20 protein-coding genes are annotated in these 15,029 nt (G+C 62.5%); 10 read left to right on the top strand and 10 right to left on the bottom strand.

Features of this window, described 5'->3' with window-relative positions; translation table 11 throughout:
• Window positions 1-53: 53 nt before the first annotated feature.
• Both ACHAC9_RS05905 and ACHAC9_RS05900 read right to left on the bottom strand, forming a co-directional pair.
• Entirely contained in the window at window positions 54-296 is a 243-nt protein-coding gene (locus tag ACHAC9_RS05905) for a hypothetical protein (protein WP_435758075.1), read from the bottom strand.
• Window positions 297-343: 47 nt separating this feature from the next.
• Window positions 344-1,066: a S24 family peptidase gene (locus ACHAC9_RS05900; RefSeq protein ID WP_435758073.1), complete on the bottom strand. Its 723-nt coding sequence runs from the start codon at window positions 1,064-1,066 to the stop codon at window positions 344-346.
• Window positions 1,067-1,183: 117 nt separating this feature from the next.
• Here ACHAC9_RS05900 and ACHAC9_RS05895 point away from each other — a divergent pair, with 117 nt between their 5' ends.
• The 3 genes from ACHAC9_RS05895 to ACHAC9_RS05885 all read left to right on the top strand — a co-directional run bounded on the left by ACHAC9_RS05895 (window position 1,184) and on the right by ACHAC9_RS05885 (window position 3,082).
• The gene (locus ACHAC9_RS05895; protein ID WP_435758071.1) at window positions 1,184-1,414 is read left to right on the top strand and encodes a hypothetical protein; all 231 of its coding nucleotides are present in this window, start codon (window positions 1,184-1,186) and stop codon (window positions 1,412-1,414) included.
• A 73-nt stretch (window positions 1,415-1,487) separates the two neighbouring features.
• Window positions 1,488-2,417 (top strand): aldo/keto reductase, encoded by a 930-nt coding sequence (locus tag ACHAC9_RS05890; protein WP_435758068.1) that lies wholly within the window; start codon window positions 1,488-1,490, stop codon window positions 2,415-2,417.
• On the top strand, window positions 2,414-3,082 hold the full coding sequence (locus tag ACHAC9_RS05885) for a DUF6064 family protein (RefSeq protein ID WP_435758066.1): 669 nt from the start codon (window positions 2,414-2,416) through the stop codon (window positions 3,080-3,082). Before ACHAC9_RS05890 ends, ACHAC9_RS05885 begins: the two co-directional genes overlap by 4 nt.
• A gap of 3 nt (window positions 3,083-3,085) precedes the next feature.
• Here ACHAC9_RS05885 and ACHAC9_RS05880 read toward each other — a convergent pair whose 3' ends face one another.
• Window positions 3,086-4,204: a succinylglutamate desuccinylase/aspartoacylase family protein gene (locus ACHAC9_RS05880; protein WP_435758064.1), complete on the bottom strand. Its 1,119-nt coding sequence runs from the start codon at window positions 4,202-4,204 to the stop codon at window positions 3,086-3,088.
• Window positions 4,205-4,400: 196 nt separating this feature from the next.
• Here ACHAC9_RS05880 and trmB point away from each other — a divergent pair, with 196 nt between their 5' ends.
• Window positions 4,401-5,081 carry a tRNA (guanosine(46)-N7)-methyltransferase TrmB gene (gene trmB, locus ACHAC9_RS05875; RefSeq protein ID WP_435758109.1) on the top strand — a complete coding sequence of 227 codons (681 nt, stop codon included), beginning with the start codon at window positions 4,401-4,403 and terminating at the stop codon, window positions 5,079-5,081.
• A gap of 4 nt (window positions 5,082-5,085) precedes the next feature.
• Here trmB and ACHAC9_RS05870 read toward each other — a convergent pair whose 3' ends face one another.
• The 3 genes from ACHAC9_RS05870 to ACHAC9_RS05860 form a co-directional block, all read right to left on the bottom strand.
• Window positions 5,086-5,379: a hypothetical protein gene (locus ACHAC9_RS05870; RefSeq protein ID WP_435758062.1), complete on the bottom strand. Its 294-nt coding sequence runs from the start codon at window positions 5,377-5,379 to the stop codon at window positions 5,086-5,088.
• 186 nt (window positions 5,380-5,565) lie between these two features.
• The gene (recQ, locus tag ACHAC9_RS05865) at window positions 5,566-7,386 is read right to left on the bottom strand and encodes a DNA helicase RecQ (RefSeq protein ID WP_435758060.1); all 1,821 of its coding nucleotides are present in this window, start codon (window positions 7,384-7,386) and stop codon (window positions 5,566-5,568) included.
• A 28-nt stretch (window positions 7,387-7,414) separates the two neighbouring features.
• Window positions 7,415-8,260 carry an undecaprenyl-diphosphate phosphatase gene (locus ACHAC9_RS05860; RefSeq protein WP_435758058.1) on the bottom strand — a complete coding sequence of 282 codons (846 nt, stop codon included), beginning with the start codon at window positions 8,258-8,260 and terminating at the stop codon, window positions 7,415-7,417.
• A 245-nt stretch (window positions 8,261-8,505) separates the two neighbouring features.
• Between ACHAC9_RS05860 and ACHAC9_RS05855 the strand changes: the two genes are divergently transcribed.
• A complete protein-coding gene (locus ACHAC9_RS05855; RefSeq protein ID WP_435758056.1) occupies window positions 8,506-8,910 on the top strand; it encodes a hypothetical protein in 405 nt (134 codons plus the stop codon).
• 8 nt (window positions 8,911-8,918) lie between these two features.
• Here ACHAC9_RS05855 and ACHAC9_RS05850 read toward each other — a convergent pair whose 3' ends face one another.
• A complete protein-coding gene (locus ACHAC9_RS05850) occupies window positions 8,919-9,176 on the bottom strand; it encodes a YkgJ family cysteine cluster protein (protein ID WP_435758054.1) in 258 nt (85 codons plus the stop codon).
• A gap of 145 nt (window positions 9,177-9,321) precedes the next feature.
• On the opposite strand from ACHAC9_RS05850, the gene ACHAC9_RS05845 reads away from it, so the two are divergent.
• The 4 genes from ACHAC9_RS05845 to ACHAC9_RS05830 all read left to right on the top strand — a co-directional run bounded on the left by ACHAC9_RS05845 (window position 9,322) and on the right by ACHAC9_RS05830 (window position 12,510).
• Window positions 9,322-9,984: a TetR/AcrR family transcriptional regulator gene (locus tag ACHAC9_RS05845; RefSeq protein WP_435758052.1), complete on the top strand. Its 663-nt coding sequence runs from the start codon at window positions 9,322-9,324 to the stop codon at window positions 9,982-9,984.
• Window positions 9,985-10,144: 160 nt separating this feature from the next.
• On the top strand, window positions 10,145-10,798 hold the full coding sequence (locus ACHAC9_RS05840; RefSeq protein WP_435758050.1) for a protein-L-isoaspartate O-methyltransferase family protein: 654 nt from the start codon (window positions 10,145-10,147) through the stop codon (window positions 10,796-10,798).
• Window positions 10,799-10,809: 11 nt separating this feature from the next.
• Window positions 10,810-11,133 carry a rhodanese-like domain-containing protein gene (locus tag ACHAC9_RS05835; protein WP_435758048.1) on the top strand — a complete coding sequence of 108 codons (324 nt, stop codon included), beginning with the start codon at window positions 10,810-10,812 and terminating at the stop codon, window positions 11,131-11,133.
• Between the two features lie 45 nt (window positions 11,134-11,178).
• Window positions 11,179-12,510, top strand: a complete 1,332-nt coding sequence (locus ACHAC9_RS05830) for a TolC family outer membrane protein (RefSeq protein ID WP_435758046.1) — start codon at window positions 11,179-11,181, stop codon at window positions 12,508-12,510.
• A 97-nt stretch (window positions 12,511-12,607) separates the two neighbouring features.
• Here the strand turns inward: ACHAC9_RS05830 and gloA are convergent, their stop codons facing one another.
• The 3 genes from gloA to ACHAC9_RS05815 form a co-directional block, all read right to left on the bottom strand.
• A complete protein-coding gene (gene gloA, locus ACHAC9_RS05825) occupies window positions 12,608-13,021 on the bottom strand; it encodes a lactoylglutathione lyase (protein WP_435758044.1) in 414 nt (137 codons plus the stop codon).
• A gap of 103 nt (window positions 13,022-13,124) precedes the next feature.
• Window positions 13,125-13,556: an OsmC family protein gene (locus tag ACHAC9_RS05820; protein WP_435758042.1), complete on the bottom strand. Its 432-nt coding sequence runs from the start codon at window positions 13,554-13,556 to the stop codon at window positions 13,125-13,127.
• Window positions 13,557-13,570: 14 nt separating this feature from the next.
• The gene (locus ACHAC9_RS05815) at window positions 13,571-13,882 is read right to left on the bottom strand and encodes a hypothetical protein (RefSeq protein ID WP_435758040.1); all 312 of its coding nucleotides are present in this window, start codon (window positions 13,880-13,882) and stop codon (window positions 13,571-13,573) included.
• 150 nt (window positions 13,883-14,032) lie between these two features.
• Between ACHAC9_RS05815 and ACHAC9_RS05810 the strand changes: the two genes are divergently transcribed.
• On the top strand, window positions 14,033-14,911 hold the full coding sequence (locus ACHAC9_RS05810) for a DUF3667 domain-containing protein (protein ID WP_435758038.1): 879 nt from the start codon (window positions 14,033-14,035) through the stop codon (window positions 14,909-14,911).
• Window positions 14,912-15,029 lie beyond the last annotated feature (118 nt).

Genomic DNA, 15,029 nt, shown 5'->3' with positions numbered 1-15,029 from the left:
AGCTTCCCAAGCTTACGACGAGGGTTCGATTCCCTTCACCCGCTCCACTCCCCCTAAAACGGCAGCGGCTCGTCGCTTTCCGGCGCAGGCAGCGAGATGTCGATTTCCTGAAACTCCAGCGTCTCAAGCTGCAGCAATGCCAGCAACTCTGCCGTCTGGAAGGGCGCATAGGCGCGAAAGCCGTTCGGCTCGATCGACACCAGCATGATCGGCAGGGCAGGAAAATGCTCCGCGACTTTCTTCAATACCGGCTCCGCGGCACCCTTCACGGTCAGCCTTGAATCGACGATCGCCACGACGATGGGCGAACGGTGTGGGGCGAATTGGGTGACGTGTATCCGCATCAGATCCGGTCGCTTTCCTTGCGCACGACGCGGCCGATGACCAGGCAGCTGTCCCCTTCGCAGGCACGACGGTAATAGGTGCGTTGATCCGGATTGTCGGACGCCAGCCACCAGCGGCCACCGTCCTTCTGCATGCGCTTCACGACAGGCTCGCCGTTGAAGTTCACGGCAAATACTTCGCCGACCGCCGGCTTCCTGTCGGCGGTATTGATGACAACGATATCGTCTTCGTACAGCGTCGGCTCCATGCTCTCGCCCTTGACGAGGATCGCAATCAGGCTGGCCGGATTGAGCCGCTTGCGCTCGATCCAGTCGCGGCGCATGCCGACCGTGCCGCCATCGTGATGCTCCGGCTCGGTCTGGAAACCGGTGACCCCCGCGGACAGGCGCAGCTTGACCATCGGCACCTGCACAAAGGTGTCGTCATTGGTATCGGACACGACCACGCGCATGGCGCCGGGGAAGAGCACCACCGGATCCGATCCGCGCAAGCCGTCGATGATGGCGGGAGGCAGGCTCTTGCCGGTGACTTTGGCGATCGCGAGCAATTGCTGCAGGTTTGGGCTGTGTTTTTCAGTCTCCCAATGGGAAATATTCGCCTTGGTATGGCCGCGCGCCGTGCCGAGCTCGAAGGCGAGCTTCGTCCCAAGGGCTTCGCCCGACAGGCCGGCATCGCGCCGCGCCTCTTTGATCCAGTTGGCAATCATTGTCTTAGCTTCCATCGTGAAATTGTATAGGAAATCTACACGCGCAAGTATAGAAATTCTCAACCAAAAAGTATAGTATAACTATACCGACGTTGATTTATCTCAATGACACGATGACGATGGAGACAAGCAATGAAATTCAATATCCTGGAAATCTCGAGCATGGTGGGGGCGTTCGCATCGATCGGCACTGCCATCACGCTCGAACGGGTTGGTGTCGCGTTCGGCATCGTCACCGGTCTGACGACGTGCGCCCTGAACGTGTTTTATATGCTCAGGAAGGATGCGCGCGAACAGCGGCAGGCCGAGCTTGCCATTCGCGAGACCGAGGCGCGGCTGGCAGCGCTGGAAACGGCGGAGTGAGTATCTATTGAATCTTCAGCGGAACTGTGATGACATGGCGTGTCAGGTCAGCAGCCTTTTGGCGGAGCGCACAATGCAGGTATTTTCAGACGAACGCAGAACGCTGTTACGCGCCATGCTCGCAGGTGGTGGCTATGCCGCCATGGGGGGCGCGCTCGCAGCGGCGCCGGGCGCGCTCGTCACGCGCCCGATCCCATCCTCCGGCGAATTGCTGCCCGTCGTCGGCCTCGGCAGCTGGATCACCTTCAATGTCGGCAACGACCCGGCCGCGCGCGCCAATTGCACGAACGTCGTACGCGCTTTCCTCGATGGTGGCGGGCGCCTGATCGACTCCTCTCCGATGTATGGCTCGGCCCAGGCCGTCATCGGCAATGCACTCGCGCAATTGAAACAGCCGAAGACGGTGTTTTCGGCCGACAAGGTGTGGATCGGCTCCGGCACGAAAGGCCCAGCCCAGATCGAATCCTCCCGCGCGCTCTGGAGCGTGCCGCGTTTCGATTTGCTCCAGGTACATAATTTACTTGCCTGGGAAGACCACCTGCGCACGTTGCAGAGCATGAAAGCGGCCGGGCGCCTGCGCTATGTCGGCATCACCACGTCCGAAGGCCGGCGCCACGGCGAGCTCATCAAGATCATGGAAACCCAGCCGCTCGACTTCGTGCAGGTCAGCTACAACGTGCTGGACCGCGAAGTCGAAGCGCGGATCCTGCCGCTGGCACGCGAGCGGCGCATCGCCGTCATCGTCAACCGGCCGTTTCGCCAGGGAGACCTGACGCAGTCGCTGGCCGGAAAGCCATTGCCTGGCTGGGCGCGTGATATCGGCTGCACCAGCTGGGCCCAGGCCTTGTTGAAATTCATCGTGTCCGAGCCGGGCGTCACCTGCGCCATCCCCGCCACCTCGAAGCCGGCGCATGCGCTTGACAACATGCTGGCCGCGCGCGGGGCCATGCCGGACGGCGCGCTACGACGGCGCATCGCCGCCGACGTGATGCGGTTCACATGAGCGAGTGGTGGACGTATACGCTGGCGGACCTGCTGATGTTTTCAAAGGCGACGTATTTTCGCCTGTTCGAGTTGCACAACATGGCGCTGTGGCCAATCCAGTTGCTGGCGCTGGCCATCGGGATCGCGTTGTTCGTGTGCCTGTGGCATGGCGGTGCGAAAGCGGGGCGTGTGGCTGCGGCTATGCTGGCGCTGGCCTGGCTGCATGTGGCGTGGAGCTATTTCGCGCAGCGCTACGCGACCATCAACACCGGCGCGCCGTACTTTGCCATCGGCTATGCGCTGCAGGCCGTGCTGTTGCTCTGGCTCGCCTGCCGCAGACTTGCGCCGCGCCTGACGGAACCGGTCGGGTCGCTGGGCAAGCTGGCGCTCGGCATCGCGCTCGTGGCATTGATCGGGTATCCGCTGCTGGCGCCGCTAGGCGGGCGTCCCCTGATCGGGGGCGAGCTGTTCGGCATGGCCCCCGATCCGACGGTGGCCTTGACCTTCGGCGCCTTGCTGCTGTGGCGTGCGCGCTGGCCGCTGTGGGTAGTGCCGCTACTGTGGTGCGCGATCGGCAGCGCGACGCTGATGGAATTGGGTTCAAGCCAGGCTTGGGTGCTGCCGATCCTGGCTTTGCTGGCGGTCGGCGCGCGCCTGCTGTCCGCCAGGCGCGCCCGACGCTGAGGCTTACGAGCCCAGCAGATCGCCGGCGCGAAAAGCGGTCGCCCCCGCGATCTTGCACACGTGCATGCCGCGCAGCAGGTGGCGGTGCGCCGTGCTCGCGAAAAACACGCCCCCGTGTGTCGGGCGGACCGGCGTGACCTGGCCCGTCACCGGATTGACGATCTCGGCCACGGCTTCGTCGGCCTCGACCTTGTCGCCCAATTTTTTCAGGAACACCAGCACGCCGGAGTGGGGCGCGAACAGCGGCTCGACCGCCTCCAATGGTGTCGGCGCGCACAGCGGTGCGGGCAATGGGGTCAGCGGCATGTCGATGACGCCATTTCTCGCCAGGTATTGCAGCAGGGCCGCGGCGTCCGGCTGGGCGAGCTCGTAGCGCACGTCGCTCTCGCCGCGCAGCTCGACCGTGATGGCGACGCCAGCCGGCGGAATCGCCACTTCCGGGCCGAAATGCTCGGCCAGGTCCCACCACAGGCGGCTGCACGCTTCGTCGAAGGGCTCGCCGCCCGACTCGCGCGCCAGCAGCACCGCATGCGCGCCCATCAGGGCGGCCAGCGGCTGCACGGCCTCGGCCAGTGGTTCGCCCGCATACATGTGCAGCACCGATTCGTTATCGCAATGCAGGTCGAGCATGATGTCGGCGTCGATCGCCATCGACAGCAGGATTTTCTTGAGCAGCCCGCCGCTGGTGGGCGGCGTCCATTCGTCGAGTGACTTGCGCGCGTGCTCGCGGATCAGGGCGACGTTCGCATCGGCGTCCTTGCCAAGCTTTCCCTCGAGCGACTTCTTGAGGTCCGTGGCGACGTGTTTATAGGCGCGATTGAAATTCACGCCGGTCGACAGGTCGTAGCGTCCGAACGGCGTGCCGTGGATCGTCTGCGACAGGCCGATCGGATTGGCTGCCGGCACCAGGATGATCTCGCCTTTGATGCGTCCCTCGGCATCGAGCCGGTCCAGTTCCTGGCGCAGGAAATGGGCGACCAGCATCGCCGGCACCTCGTCGGCGTGCAGCGAGGCCTGGATATACACCTTCTTGCCCACGCCGGGGCTGCCGTAGTGGAAAGAAGTGAGCTGAAAAGTGGCGACGTTGTCTTCGATCGCGATCGGGTGTTTGGTCGAATGCACGGCAGGCCTCGGCAGGAGTGGCACGAAAGAATCGATTATGGCGCATATTGCCTTCTTGACACCACACCCGTGCGGCGACGCCACCAGCTCCTGTCAGTGAATCCGGTGTGCACCGTAGGCTATAATGTCCGCCGTTCTTTCCTCACTCTCATTTCCCATGTCCGCAGACACTCCCGACAACGGCCCGGCCCGTACGATGCTTTACGACCCCCTTGACCACCGCATCCGCAGTTTCGTCACCCGCGCCGGCCGCCTGTCGACGGGGCAGGCGCGCGGGCTCGAGGAATTCGGGCCGCAATTCCTGGTCCCCTACCAAAAAGAGATGCTCGATTACGCCGCTGCCTTCGGGCGCCAGGCGCCGACCATCCTCGAGATCGGTTTCGGCATGGGCGACACCACGGCCCACATCGCGCGCCAGATGCCGGAGAAAGACTTTATCGGTGTCGAGGTGCACACGCCAGGCGTGGGCAGCCTGCTCAAGCAGATCGGCGAGCAGGGCATCACCAATCTGCGCCTGATCCAGCACGATGCTTTCGAGGTGCTGCACCACATGATTCCGGACGGCTCGCTGGCCGGCGTGCATGTCTATTTCCCGGACCCATGGCACAAGGCGCGCCACAACAAGCGCCGCCTGATCCAGCCGGCGTTCGTGACACTGCTGTGCGAGAAGTTGGCGACTGGCGGCTATATCCACCTGGCGACCGACTGGGAAGATTACGCGGTGCAGATGCTCGAGGTGCTGGGCGCCGAGCCGGCATTGGCGAATACCGCCGAGGGCTATGCGCCGCAGCCGGCGTACCGGCCGCTGACCAAGTTCGAGAACCGTGGCCTGAAACTGGGCCACGGGGTGTGGGATCTGGTGTTTACGAAGAAGTAAGTATTTACGCCGCGCGTGGCCGCCGTGCAAACAATCCGAAGCACAGGATCACGGCATAGCACAGCGCCGGTACGATCAAGGCCAGCTTCAAGCCCACGGCATCGGCTGCGTGCCCCGTCAGCAGGGGCACGATGGCGCCACCGACGATGGCCATGCAGATCAGGCCCGAGCCTTCGGCTGCACGTTCGCCCAGTCCTTCGCAGGCCAGCGAGAAAATGGTCGGGAACATGATCGAATTGAACAGGCCGACTGCCAGCAGCGACCAGCCCGACAGCATGCCTGTCGTATTCGCCGACACCAGGTGAATAAATCCTTCAGCTTCGGGATGATGACGTCGTTCAGGCTGGTGATGCCGCCAAAAATGAAGAACAGGGCGAAGACGAAGGTTTGCAGGCTGGCGGCATTCGCCGGCACGCCCTGGGTGGCCGCGGCCGGTGGCGAATCGATATGCATGATGACGATAAAAACGTGCCGCGGCGGGGCGCTACAGCATCTCGTTAATGATACCGACGATGTCCTCGCCATACGACACCAGCTTCTTCTCGCCCACGCCCGTTACGCCGCGTAATTGATCGAGCGACGTCGGTTTCACTTTGGCGATTTCGCGCAGCGTCGCATCCTGGAACACGACGTACGCAGGCACGCCGTGCTCGCGCGCGCTGCCCATGCGCCAGGAGCGCAGGCGGTCGAAAATCGCCTGTTCGGATGTCGACAGTTCGGTTTCCTCGTAACCCTTCGAGGGGGTGAACGCGCGCTTCGGCTTGACCGGTTTCTGGTACTGGCGCAACTGCACCTTCTGTCCACCCTTCAGGACCGGACGCGCGGCATCGGTCAGCTTCAGCGAGCTATACGATTCGTGATCGACCGTGATCAGGCCGAGCGCAATGGTCTGGCGCACGATCGCGCGCCACTCCTGCTCGCTGCGGTCGTTGCCGACGCCGAACACGGACAGCGCATCGTGGCGCCACTGGCCGATGCGGTCGGTTTGCACGCCGCGCAGTACGTCGATCACGTGGCCGGCAGCGAAGCGCTGGTCGACCCGGTAGATGGTCGACAACAGCTTTTGCACCGGCACAGTCGCATCAAAACTGATTGGCGGAATCAAACACGTATCGCAATTGCCGCACGGACCGGACGGCTCGCCGAAATAGTCGAGCAGGCGCATGCGCCGGCAGCTGAGCGTTTCGCACAGCCCCAGCATGGCGTCGAGTTTTACGGACAGCACGCGTTTGAATGTTTCGTCGGCTTCGGACTCGTCGATCATCCGGCGCTGCAACACCACGTCCTGCAAGCCATACGCCATCCAGGCGCTGGCCGGTCCGCCGTCGCGTCCGGCGCGGCCTGTTTCCTGGTAATAGCCTTCGATACTTTTCGGCAGATCCAGGTGGCAGACGAAACGCACATCCGGCTTGTCGATGCCCATGCCGAATGCGATCGTCGCCACCATCACGATGTTTTCTTCGCGCAAAAAGCGCGCCTGGTGATCGGCACGCTTGGCGTACTCCATACCGGCGTGATAGGGCAGGGAACGGACGCCGTTTTCGTTCAGGAACTCGGCGGTCTCCTCGACTTTTTTACGCGACAGGCAGTAGACGATGCCGGATTCGCCCGCATGCTCGGTGGTAATAAAATCGAGCAACTGCTTGCGGCCGGTGGTCTTTTCGACGATCGAATAGCGGATGTTCGGACGGTCGAACGAGGAGACGAACTTGCGCGCGTCGTCCAGTTGCAGCCGGTGCGCGATCTCGTCGCGCGTCTGCTGGTCGGCGGTGGCGGTGAGGGCTATGCGCGGCACGTCGGGGAATTGCTCGTGCAGGATCGACAGGCGGATGTATTCGGGGCGGAAATCGTGACCCCATTGCGAGACGCAGTGCGCCTCGTCGATCGCGAACAGCGAGATGCGCGAATCGTGGAACAGGTCGAGGCAGCGCTGCGTCATCAGGCGCTCGGGCGCGACATAGACGAGGTCGATTTCGCCGGTGCGCACCAGGCGCTCAATGCGCAGCGTTTCCTCGAAGGTCTGGGTCGAATTCATGAAGGCGGCGCGCACGCCGACTTCCTCCAACGCGTCGACCTGGTCCTGCATCAGCGCGATCAGCGGCGAGACGACCACGCCCACTCCCTCGCGCAGCAGCGCAGGGATCTGGTAGCACAGCGACTTGCCGCCGCCGGTCGGCATCAGGACCAGGGCGTCGCCGCCGCTGGCGACGTGATTGACGATGTCGGCCTGCTGCCCGCGGAAGGCGGGATAACCGAAGACGGTCTCCAGCAGGTGAAGCGCGCGCGCTTCGAGTTCGGTGGTCATGGTAGTGGTTTCGGTGTTGCTCGCAGTCTCATTCCGCCCAGTGGACCAGGTCGTAATGCGCGGTGACGAGCACGATAATGCCGAACACAATACGGTACCAGGCGAAGATCGTGAAGTCGTGCGAACTGATGTAGCGCAGGAGCCAGCGCACGCACAGGAAAGCCGAGATGAAGGCGGACAGGCCGCCGAGGCCGAACATCGGCAGGTCGGCGATCGACAGCAGGGCGCGTTCCTTGTAGACCGAATAGACGGTTGCCCCGAGCAGGGTCGGAATGGCCAGGAAGAACGAGAACTCGGTGGCCGCCTTGCGCGACAAGCCGAACAGCATGCCGCCGATGATGGTGGCACCCGAGCGGCTGGTGCCCGGGATCAGGGCAAAGGCCTGGGCGCAGCCGATTTTCAGCGCGTCGAGCACGGTCATTTCATCGACCGTTTCGATGCGCGAAGCGTGCGGCAAGCCTTTGGGTACGCCCTTCGGCTTACGCTCGACCCACAGGATCACCAGCCCGCCGATGATAAAGGCGAGCGCGACCGGTACCGGTTTGAACAGTTCGGCCTGGATCGCATTCGCGAACGCCAGGCCGAGCATGGCGGCCGGCAGGAAGGCGACCACCAGGTTGGCGACGAACTTCTGCTGGCGCCGTTCGGTAAACAAGCCCGCCAGCACGCGTGCGATGCGTTCGCGGTATTCCCAGATCACGGCCAGCATGGCGCCGGCCTGGATCGCGATCTCGAAGACTTTGACTTTTTCGCCAGTGAAATTGAGCAGGCTGCCCGCCAGGATCAGGTGACCGGTGGAAGAGATCGGCAGGAACTCGGTAAAGCCCTCGACCAGGCCCATGATGATCGCTTTGACGGCGAGAAGAATGTCCATGAATCGCTTTATCTGTGAATAGTGGGAGTGCGGTGCGGCAGAATTGCGCGGGGTCGAAGCTTACCACGAGCAAGCCCTCAACCGCTGAGTCGGGCATCGTTGCCCGCCCAATTTTATGGCAGAAAGACTGCCGTCTTCCCGAGTGAGGGCGGCATTCCCGGGAACCCGCAGAATATCGCGCACACGTGCGCCACGGCACGGAGTGCGTGCTAGACTAAAGTCATGATTCACTCTGCCGTTCAACGATGAGTATTGTTGCAATCCTGGTCTTGCTGGCGGTTGCATGGTCCGCCCTTGCCGTAGGACAGATCCCCAATCCCTTCCGTGCACGACCTTCCCAGGCCCGCCTGTGGCGCCGCGCCTTTCCCTCGGCGTCCAAACGCCAGATCGGCGAATTCCTTGCCCTGTTCGCCGACGCATTTTCCTTGCGCGCTGCCGAAACCCAGAAGTTCCGTCCCGACGACCAGTTGCTGGGCGTGTATCGCACCATGCACCCGGCCAAGTGGATTCCGGAATCGAAGGAAGTCGAGCGCCTTGCCAAACAATTGCGCAGCCGCTACGGCGTGGCGCTGGCGGACATTTGGGACGAACGCATGACGCTGGGCGCGCTGTTTGCCCATGTGCAGCAAAAAAAGCGCAGCGCCCGCTAGATAAGCGCTCAGCCCGGCGCGGTAGCCCGTTCCAGTTCATCGAGCCAGGCAATCGCCTGCGCCCGATTCTCCCCGCACATCTCGATTGACGGCTGCAGGCCGCCGCAAAACGCGGGCCGCTCCGGCTTGCCGAACACGCGGCAACGGTTGTCGTCGTCCAGCTGCACGCAGCGCACGCCAGCCGGCTTGCCGTTGGGCATGCCAGGGAGCGGGCTGGTAATCGAGGGGGCGGTGCAGCAGGCACCACAGTGGTCGCGGCAGTTCATCGGGGGACGAGAAGAGAGGGACCGCGCAGTATAACGCCGGCGCCGCTTCGCTACCAGCCGGCCCGGACGCATCGATGCCTGCGGTGCTTGACTGCCCCTGAGCCCGGGTCTATATTCGACGACTACCAAGTTGTCGGATAGAAGCATGGAATGCCCCTTTGACACCAAGCCGCGCTGGGAGCGTCGCAAGGATGCTCGTCCGCAAGAGCTGCTGGCGGCCGCGATCGACCTCTTCGTCGAGCGCGGCTTTGCTGCGACCCGGCTCGAAGACGTCGCGCGTCGCGCCGGCGTCTCGAAAGGCACGCTGTACCTGTATTTCGAGAACAAGGAAGAGCTGTTCAAGGCCGTCGTGCGCAACAGCATCGTGCCGGTCATCGGCGAGGCCGAATCCTCGGTCGCCGAATTCGAGGGCCACAGCGCCGACCTGATGCACAAGGTGATGATGGCCTGGTGGGAACGGATCGGCGCCAACAAGGTGTCGGGCATCGTCAAACTCGTCACTGCCGAGGCGGATAATTTTCCCGAGCTGGCCAAGTTCTATCAGGACGAAGTCATCAACCGCGGCACGCGCATGATTTCCAGCATGCTCGAACGCGGCATCGCGCGCGGCGAGTTCCGCCCGGTCAATATCACCCAGATGACGCAAGTCCTGATCGCGCCGATGCTCATGCTCGTCACCTGGAAGCATTCGATTGGTCCCTGCGAACGGTGCGACCTCGAGCCCCAGGCTTTCCTGTCTACCTTCCTCGACATGGCCCTGCACGGCCTGCTGCCACGGGCCACGGCGGCTGCGTCGGCGGCGGCGTAACGGATGACATCGCTACGGCGCCGGATTCCCGGTGTTCACTCCCTTTAAACTGCAGACTGTCGCAATTTCACGCGATCTGGATGCCATCCCGATAAGATGTGCTTCCCGAGGCAGTTCAACGATAAAATATCGGATTATTTCTTTTCCACCGAGTATCAAGATGAATATCGAACAAGCCCGCTTTAACATGATCGAACAGCAGATCCGCCCCTGGAACGTGCTGGACCAGGACGTGCTCGACTTGCTGCATGTGGTCAAGCGCGAACAGTTCGTGCCGCAGGCCTACGAGAACCTGGCTTTTGCCGATGTGGAAATTCCGCTGCCCGGCGGCGAAACGATGTTCAATCCGAAAATCGAAGCGCGCATCCTGCAGGAAGTCAATATCAAGAGCCACGAGAATGTGCTGGAAATCGGCGCCGGCTCGGGCTACATGGCAGCCCTGATGGCGCACAAGGCGCGCCACGTGACCACCGTTGAAATTTCGCCGGAAATCAAGGCGCTGGCCGAGCAGAATATCGGACGCGCCGGTATCGGCAACGTCACCGTGGTCGAGGGTAACGGCACCAATGGTTGGGAAAAGGATGCTCCTTACGACGTGATCGTCATCTCGGGCGGCATGGAGAACATGCCGGAAACCTTCCTGCAACAGTTAAAGGTCGGTGGCCGCATCGCCGCCATCGTCGGCCAGTCGCCGGCAATGCAGTGTGTCGTCGTCACCCGCGTGTCCGAGGCAGCGTATGACACGATCACGGTGTTCGAGACCAACGTCAAGATGCTGTCGGGTGCGCCGGCCGTGTCGCGCTTCACGTTCTGACGGACAGAATCATGCAGCACATGACCGCGCCCGAGCTGGCCGAACGCCTGGCTGATCCAAGCGTTGCGCGTCCGCTCTTGCTCGACGTGCGCGAGAACTGGGAATTCGAGACCTGCCAGATCGGCGGCTCGACCCAGATCCCGATGCACCTGATCCCGATCCGCGCCGGCGAATTGCCGGACGATCAAGAAATTGTGTGCATCTGCCACCACGGTGTGCGCAGCATGCAGGTAGCCGCTTTCCTCGAACGTAACGGGTTCGAGAACGTAACGAATTTGACAGGCGGAATTCACGCCTGGGCCGTGCAGGTCGATCCGGCCATGCCGAAGTATTGACAGCATTTACAACTCACACTTTTGATGACTCCGACGGAGACCGCAATGCAGAAACCCCTCATCGCCGTGCTGCTGGCCAGCGCCTTCGTGTCGCTCAATGCGCACGCGATCGACCTGATCCAGGTGTACCAGCAGGCCCTGGCCAACGACGCCACCTTTGCCAGCGCACGCGCTTCGCTTGCGGCCGGGCGGGAGCGCGTACCCCAGGGGCGGGCAGGGTTGCTGCCGCAGGTAGGCCTGTCGGGCTCGTACGGCAAGAGCGATCAGGATTCTTCGCAGTTCAACCCGGGCCAGGGTGTCTTCGTCGGCGGCGGTTCGAACCAGCGCAGTAATCAATACACGCTGGCGCTGAGCCAGCCGCTGTTCCGCTGGGACCGCTGGCAGACGTATGAGCAGAGCAAACTGGCCCAGGCCATTGCCGAAGCCCAGTTCGCGCAGGCCCAGCAAGACCTGATCACGCGCGTTGCGCAAGCCTATTTCGACGTGTTGTCGGCCCAGGACACCCTGGAATCGACCCGCGCGCAAAAGAGCGCCGTGACCGAGCAGCTCGCCTCGGCCAAGCGCAATTTCGAGGTTGGTACCCAGACCATTACCGATACCCACGAGGCGCAGGCTGCCTATGACCTGGTGGTGGCGCAGGAGTTTGCCGCGGTCAACGAACTCGAAAACCGCCGCACGATGCTGCAGATGATTGTCGGCACCGATCCGGGCACGCTGGCACCGCTGCAAACGGGCGTCACGTTGGCGCCGCCGCAGCCGGCCAATGTCGACCCATGGGTGTCGTCGGCCGAGAACCAGAACTACGGCGTGACGGTGGCGCAGTTGACGGTCGAGTCTGCCAAGCGCGAAATCTCGAAGAGCCGCGCCGGCCACCTGCCGACGCTGGACCTGGTCGCCAGCTCCTCGCGCACCGACATCAGCGGCCGCAGCGCCGGTTCGGGCGACTCGCGCAGCAACGCCATCGGCGTGCAATGGACGGTGCCGATCTTCAGCGGCTTCGGTGTGACGAGCCGTGTGCGCGAGACGATCGCTTTGGAGGACCGCGCCCGCAACGAACTCGAGACGACGCGCCGCACCGCCGCCCTCCAGGCGCGCCAGGCATTTACCGGCGTGAACAGCGGCCTGGCCCAAGTCAAGGCGCTGCAGGCGGCGGAAGTGTCGAGCCAGTCGGCGCTGGAGTCGAACAAGCTCGGTTACCAGGTGGGCGTGCGCATCAATATCGACGTTCTGAATGCCCAGCGCCAGTTGTACTCGACCCGCACCGACCTGGCGCGCGCCCGCTACAACACGATCCTGAGCGGCCTGCGCCTGAAAGCAGCGTCAGGCTCGCTGCGCGAAGCCGATCTGTTGCCTGTGAATAATCTGCTGCAGAAATAACTGTGCACATAAAATTTGCCTTCTGACGCCGGGATGCAAATAAAAAACGGCGCCTGTTGATATCGAACAGGCGCCGTTTTTTTGTTACAACAGGGGCTTAGCTGCTGAGTCCGCCTGGAACGCCATCATCCTTGCGCTGGATGAACTCGATCTTGTAGCCATCCGGATCGGTCACGAAAGCAATGATGGTCGAACCGCCCTTGACCGGGCCCGGTTCGCGCGTGATGTTGCCGCCAGCGGCGCGCACGGCGTCGCAGGTGGCGTAGATGTCTTCGGCCGAGATCGCGATGTGGCCATAGGCGGTGCCCATGTCGTAGCTGTCGGTGCCGTAGTTATAGGTCAGCTCGAGTTCGGCGTGGTCGGGGTTGCTGCCATAGCCGAGGAAGGCGAGCTTGTATTTGTATTCGGGATTGTCGCTGGTGCGCAGCAGTTTCATGCCGAGCACGGTGGTGTAGAAGTCGATCGAGCGCTGCAGGTCGCCGACGCGGAGCATGGTGTGCAGGAAGCGCATAAGTGTGGTCTTTCTGGTGAAATCGGAAACGGCAATTTTATGCGCTCAAACGATTTCTTGCCGGACCCGGCCATGTTGGCCAGATCCGGCATGCAGCCTGGAATTAATTTTCCAGGCGCGAACTCAGCGTGATCTCGGCATTGAGCAGCTTCGACACCGGGCAGTTTTCCTTGGCGGTAGTGGCTGCCTTGTCGAATGCTTCCTGGCTGGCGCCCGGGATCTTCGCGACCAGATCCAGGTGGACCGCCGTGATCGAAAAGCCGCCTTCGACCTTTTCCATCGATACGGTCGCGGTGGTGCGCAGCTCCTGCGCCGTCAAGCCGGCCTGGCCCAGCTGGCCGGACAGGGCCATCGTGAAGCAGCCCGCGTGGGCGGCGCCGATCAGTTCTTCCGGGTTGGTGCCGGGGCCGTCTTCAAAACGGGTATTGAAGCCGTACTGCGAATCCTTCAGCACGCCGCTGGCGGTCGAGACCGCGCCCTTGCCGTCTTTTAGCCCGCCGCTCCAGACGGCGCTGCCGTTGCGTTTGATCGTCATGATTAGAATCCTTGTTAGTTGGTTTTGCGCGGAACAGGCCGGACCACATCATGATCGCGCATCGATTCATGGCGGTCCGGTTGCGGGTTGGCCTGGCCGGTGGCGCCGGGTGCCGGTTCGACGGCTTCGCTGATGCCGGGCGAGTTGCGGGCGTCGGTATCGACCAGACCTTGCGCCAGGTCTTCGGCTGCCTGCTTCATGATGCCGCGCGGCTCGGTATCCTGGCCGTCGGGCGACTCGTCGCGCTCGTGCGGCTGGCGCTTGACGCCGTCGTTTTCAATCTTCGCATCGGTGTTGACGAAGCGATCTTTGGTTTCGATAACCATGGGGGGTTTCTCCTCTGCTGACTCTTGCATGAATCCTAACGTGTCGTTCGCATGACAGTCGCGCAATTGGATGATGCTTTTTTGCAATTAAATCGTTACCATGTGATTTCGTCATCTTTGTCGGGAATCGCCGTGAAAAATGCGCTTCAGTTGGACCACCTTATCCAATGTCCGAACTGTGCCACTTCGATTGCCGGCAATTTCTGCCATGGATGCGGCCAGGCGGCGCACTTGCACGTGCCGAGCGCCCGCGAGTTCCTGCACGAATTCATCGCCCATTATGTCGCGCTGGAAGGAAAACTGTGGAAGTCGGTGGCGTTGCTGCTGTTTCGCCCCGGGCGCCTAACGCGCGATTACATCGAGGGAAAACGCGCACGCTATGTCGAGCCGCTGCGCCTGTACCTGACGTTCAGCATCATCTTCTTTGCGATTTTTAAACTTGGCGGCGTCAGCTTTGGCGACGGCGCGCCGGATGCACCCCCAGCACAGGTGCAAGCGGTGAAGGACGAGGTTCCCGACAAAGAGGTCAACTTCACCCTGATGGAACTCGAGGACGGCGACGGCGACCGGGCGCAAAAGTTCGCGGCGTCGATTCACCCGCTGCTGGGCAAGAAAGTCGGTCAGTTCACGGCATTGCCGAAAAAAGACCGCAACAACGCGCTGCTGCGCGCCCTGTCGAGTTATTCGCCTTACGCCATTTTCGCGCTGATGCCGGTCTTCGCAGCCCTGCTCAAGCTGCTCTACCTGGGCTCGGGACGGCGCTACGGGGAACACCTGCTGTTCGCGCTGCACACGAATGCGTTTGCCTTCCTGATGCTGGGTGTGCTGCTGATCCTGCCAAACGGACTCCCCCTGGTCGGGCCGGTGCTCATGCTGTGGCTGGTGTTCTACCTGCCGACCGCGATGCGCAAGGTGTATGGGGGCGCTCGCCTGGTGACCGCGCTGCGCTGGCTGGTCCTGTTGGCCATGCACCTCCTCTGTATCGTATTTGCGATTGCAGCCGCCGCCGCACTGGCCGTGATCGCCTGATCTTGCGGTTGGAGGCCCACCGCATCTATACTGTGCTTTTGTACAGTATTTGATGCGCGGCCGGGTGGCAGCGGCCGGGATTATCGGTTAATCTCAGCGTGTTCGCCCATCCATCGCC

Source organism: Massilia sp. CMS3.1 (genome assembly GCF_051262535.1).
Taxonomy (GTDB): Bacteria; Pseudomonadota; Gammaproteobacteria; order Burkholderiales; family Burkholderiaceae_D; genus Telluria.
This window is presented reverse-complemented; position numbering and strand designations above follow the sequence as displayed.